2 protein-coding genes are annotated in these 4,673 nt (G+C 73.3%); both read left to right on the forward strand.

Annotated features, from left to right (window positions below; all coding sequences use genetic code 11):
- Window positions 1–235: 235 nt before the first annotated feature.
- Window positions 236–2,092 carry a SpoIIE family protein phosphatase gene (locus tag L7D48_RS26050; protein ID WP_237883121.1) on the forward strand — a complete coding sequence of 619 codons (1,857 nt, stop codon included), beginning with the start codon at window positions 236–238 and terminating at the stop codon, window positions 2,090–2,092.
- Between the two features lie 181 nt (window positions 2,093–2,273).
- On the forward strand, window positions 2,274–4,673 hold a 2,400-nt coding region (locus L7D48_RS26055; protein ID WP_237883119.1), incomplete at its 3' end, for a molybdopterin oxidoreductase family protein.

Below are 4,673 nucleotides of genomic sequence, written 5' to 3' on the forward strand. Positions count from 1 at the left end.
CCACCGCCCCGTCCGGCCGTCCTCCCACCGCCCCGTCCGGCCGGGCGGATCACACCCGTCCGCCAGGGGTGCGGAACGTAAGGGAATGTCTGGAAAAGCGGGAACCGGGTAACCGGCAGTGCCGCGTACCGGGCGTACGCGGGAGCACGACGCCGGTACGGACAGGACGGGACGCGGCGGTCGGCCGTGCGAGGAGGCGGTGAAGGGCAGTGGGACCACCAGGGACGGCGGGGCGATGAGCGGGGCCGACCGGACAGGGGAGCCCGGTGTCCTGCGCGCGGTCTTCGACGGCCTGGGCGCGGGCATCTACGCCACGGACGCCACGGGCCGCCTGATCGCCGCCAACCCCCGGGCCGAGCGGATGGTGGCGCGGCCCGCGGCGCGGATGCTGGGCCACGACATGCACGACCTGCTGCACCGCGACGCGGACGGGCAGCGGATCCCCCGGGAGAACTGCCGGATGCTCCAGGTCCTCGCCGACGGCCGCCCCCGCGAAGGGGGTGACGAGTACCTGCTGCGGGGCGACGGCACCACTCTCCCGGTCATCTGGTCGGCCGCACTGCTGGAGCTGCCGGGGGAGCCGCCCGGCCTGGTCCTCGCCTTCCACGACTTCAGCGTGCGCCGGGCCGCCGAGCGGCAGACGGCCGCCTACCTTCAGGCGCTGGAGGCCCTGACCGCCCGGCTGACCGTGGTGTCGGAGGTCTCCTCCGTCCTCATCTCCAGCCTGGACATCCCCCGGATGCTCCGGAAGCTGGGCCGGATGCTGGTGCCGGACCTGGCCGACTGGACGGCGGTGGACGTGCTCACCGGGCAGCCGGACGAGGTGCTGCGCATCGCCGTGCACAGCGCCGCGGACCCGGAGGCGGCCGGGGAGCTGGAAGGCCCCCTGCCGTCGCTGGCGGAGTCCGCGGGCGCGGATCTGGTGCGTGCCCTGCGCGGCGCCGGGACGGTATCGCTGGACGCGGCGGACCTCGCACGCGAACCCGACACCCCCCTCACGGCGGCCCACCGGCGGCTGTTCGACCGGCTCGGCGGGCACAGCGCCGTGGTGGTGCCGCTGCACAGCCGCCGCCGGGTCTTCGGCGCCTTCACCGCGGCGCGCACCGGCGACTCGCCCCCGTACACCGAGGACGAGATGATGATGCTCGCGGACATCGGCCGCCGGGCCGGGCTGGCCATGGACAACGCCCGCCTCTTCGACCAGCAGAGGCACGTCGCCGAGACCATGCAGCGCCAGCTGCTGACCCCGCTGCCCCAGGTGGACCATCTGCAGATGGCCGCCCGTTACCGGCCCGCCCAGGTGGCGGCCGAGATCGGCGGGGACTGGTACGACGCCTTCCTGCTGGAGGACGGTGTCACCACGATGGTCATCGGGGACGTGGTGGGCCACGACCTCCAGGCCGCCGCCCACATGGCCGAGGTCCGCAACATGCTGCGCGCCCTGGCCTGGGACCGCAGGGAGCCTCCCAGCCTGATCATGCGCCGTCTGGACGAGGCGATGACCAACACCAGCGACGCCCCCATGGCCACGATGGTCTTCGCCCGGATCGAGGGCCGCGAGGGCGGACCCTGGAGGCTGCACTGGGTCAACGCCGGGCACCCCCCGCCGCTGTTGGTCGAGGCCGGTGGCGGCACCCGCTTCCTGGAGGCCGGCCACGGCCCCCTGCTGGGCATGAGCGCGACCCTGAACCTGGGGCTGCACTGGCCCGACGCCTACGAGGACCTGCCGCCGGAGGCGACGGTGGTGTTCTACACCGACGGCCTGGTGGAGAGCCGCACCAGGCCGATCGACACCGGCATGGGGCTGCTGTGCCGCAACGCCTCCGCCCTGGCCCGCCACGGTCTGGAGGAGTTCTGCGACGAGCTGCTGGAGCGCCTGGACCCCCGCGGCGACGACGTCGCCCTGCTGGCCCTGCGGCTGCCGCGGTACGGGGAGGGAGCCCCGGGAGACCGCACCCCGTCGCCGTCGCGCGACGAACCGGCGCACAGCCCGGCGGATCCCTCCAGGTCGGCCCCGGGGGCCGAGGCGCTGGGCGCGGAGGAGGTCTTCACACAGGCGCCCCACGGAGCCGACCGGCCGCCACTGCCCTGAGGACTCCTTCAGAACCGCTGCCCCGGGAGTCCAAGAGCCCCGGGAGGGCCGGCCCCCTCGGCGGTACGCCGACCGCCCGCCCTCCGGAGGGAAGACTCCCTCCGGCACGCATTTCCGCCGCCACCCGGGGTACCGCCTGGCACGGCACGCACGGCCGGGAACAGGCAGGGAGAGGAAGCGCATGGACCGGATCGCCGACATCTGGGGACCCCGCACACCGCATGCCAGGGGAACGGTGTGGCCCGCCCGGGTCGACCGCCACCTGGAGAAGGGGGTGGCGGAGGAGGACGTCGAGCGCTGGGTGCGTTCCGCCTGCGTGCTGTGCAGCAACGGCTGCGGCTGCGAGATCGCCGTCAAGGACGGGCGCATGGTCGGGGTGCGCGGAATGGCCGGCGATGTCGTCAACCACGGGCGGCTGGGCCCCAAGGGCCTGTACGGGAGCTGGTCCTGGGCGAACAGCGCCGACCGGCTCACCCGGCCCCTGGTCCGCGAGAACGGCCGCCTCGTCGAGACCGACTGGGAGACCGCGATGGGCCGGATCGCCGAGGTCTCCCGGCGGCTGCTGGACGAGAAGGGCCCGCTCTCCCACGGCTTCTACACCTCCGGCCAGCTCTTCCTGGAGGAGTACTACACCCTGGCCGTGATCGGGAAGGCCGGTCTGGGCACCCCCCACATGGACGGCAACACCCGGCTGTGCACGGCCACCAGCGCCGCCGCCTTCAAGGAGTCCTTCGGTACCGACGGGCAGCCCGGCTCCTACACCGACATCGAGCACTGCGACGCGATCTTCCTCTTCGGCCACAACATGCCCGAGACCCAGACGGTGCTGTGGATGCGCGTGCTGGACCGCACCCGCGCCGACGACCCGCCGAAGGTGGTGTGCGTGGACCCGCGCCGCACCAAGGTCGCCGAGGAGGCCGAGCGCACCGGCGGCGTCCACCTCGCGCCCCGGGTCGGCACCAACATGGCCCTGATGAACGGCCTGACCCGGGAACTCTTCGCATGCGGCCGGGTGGACGAGGAGTGGGTGGGGCGCCACACCCTGGGCGTGGAGGAACTGCGCGAGACGGTGGAGCCCTACACGCCCGAGGAGACCGCCCGGATCTGCGGAGTGGACGCCGAGGACGTGCGGCGCGCGGCGCGGATCTTCGGGGAGAGCGAACGGGTGCTGTCCACCGTGCTGCAGGGCTTCTACCAGTCCCACCAGGCCACCGCCGCAGCCGTGGCCGTGCACAACCTGCACCTGCTGCGCGGCATGATCGGCCGCCCGGGCGCCGGCGTCCTTCAGATGAACGGCCAGCCCACCGCCCAGAACACCCGCGAGTGCGGCGCCGACGGAGACCTGCCCGGCTTCCGCAACTGGAGCAACCCCGAGCACGTCCGCGAGCTGGCGAAACTGTGGAACGTCGACGAGCTGACGATCCCGCACTGGGCCCCGCCCACCCACGCCATGCAGATCTTCCGCTACGCCGAGCAGGGCTCCGTCGGACTGCTGTGGATCTCGGCCACCAACCCGGCCGTCTCCATGCCCGAGTCGTCCCGCGTCCGGAGGATCCTCGGCGGCGGGAAGTGCTTCACGGTCGTCCAGGACCTCTTCCTCACCGAGACCGCCGAACTGGCCGACGTGGTGCTGCCCGCGGCCGGCTGGGGCGAGAAGACCGGCTGCTACACCAACGTCAACCGCACCGTTCACCTGTCGGAGAAGGCCGTCGAACCGCCCGGCGAGGCCAGGAGCGACCTGGACATCTTCCTGATGTACGCCGACGCCATGGACTTCCGCGACTCCGACGGCGCCCCACTGATCAAGTGGCGCACCCCCGAGGAGGCGTTCGACGCCTGGCGCGAGTGCAGCCGCGGCCGCCCCTGCGACTACAGCGGCCTGTCCTACGACAGGCTGCGCGGCCCCACCGGCATCCCCTGGCCCTGCACCGACGAGCACCCCGACGGCACCGACCGGCTGTATGCGGACGGCGTGTTCAACACCGACCCCGATTTCTGCGAGACCTACGGCCACGACCTGCTCACCGGCGGCACGGTGACCCCCGTCGAGTACCGGGCCAAGTCACCCGCCGGACGCGCCTTCCTCAAGGGCGCGCCCTACGTGCCGCCCCACGAGGAACCCGGCGAGGAGTACCCGCTGCTGTACACCACCGGGCGCACCGTCTACCACTTCCACACCCGCACCAAGACCGGCCGCTCCCGCGAGCTGAACCGGGCCGCGCCCGACGCCTGGGCGGAGCTGTCCGCCCCCGACGCGCGGCGGCTGGGGATCGCCGAGGGCGACCGGGTGCGGGTGGAGTCGCCGCGCGGGGCGATCGAGGTACGCGCCCGGATCGGGCATGTGCGGGAGGGCACGGTGTTCGCGCCCTTCCACTACGGCCGCTGGGATCCGGACGAGGTGTCACCCGACGGCGCGCCCCGGCAGGCCAACGAACTGACCATGACCATCTGGGACCCGGTGTCCAAGCAGCCGTACTTCAAGACGGCCGCCTGCCGGGTGACCAAGGTCGCCGACGGCGACGGCCCCGCCCCCGCGCCCACCACGACCGCCTCCGAGCCGGTGGGCGGCCCCGTACCGCCC

Source organism: Streptomyces sp. ICN903, assembly GCF_022015835.1.
Classification (GTDB): Bacteria; Actinomycetota; Actinomycetes; order Streptomycetales; family Streptomycetaceae; genus Streptomyces; species Streptomyces fenghuangensis.

What these genes read in the sequence shown, in the direction of transcription:
- L7D48_RS26050 (WP_237883121.1), top strand. Translation starts at nt 236, where the DNA reads ATGAGCGGGGCCGACCGGACAGGGGAGCCCGGTGTCCTGCGCGCGGTC.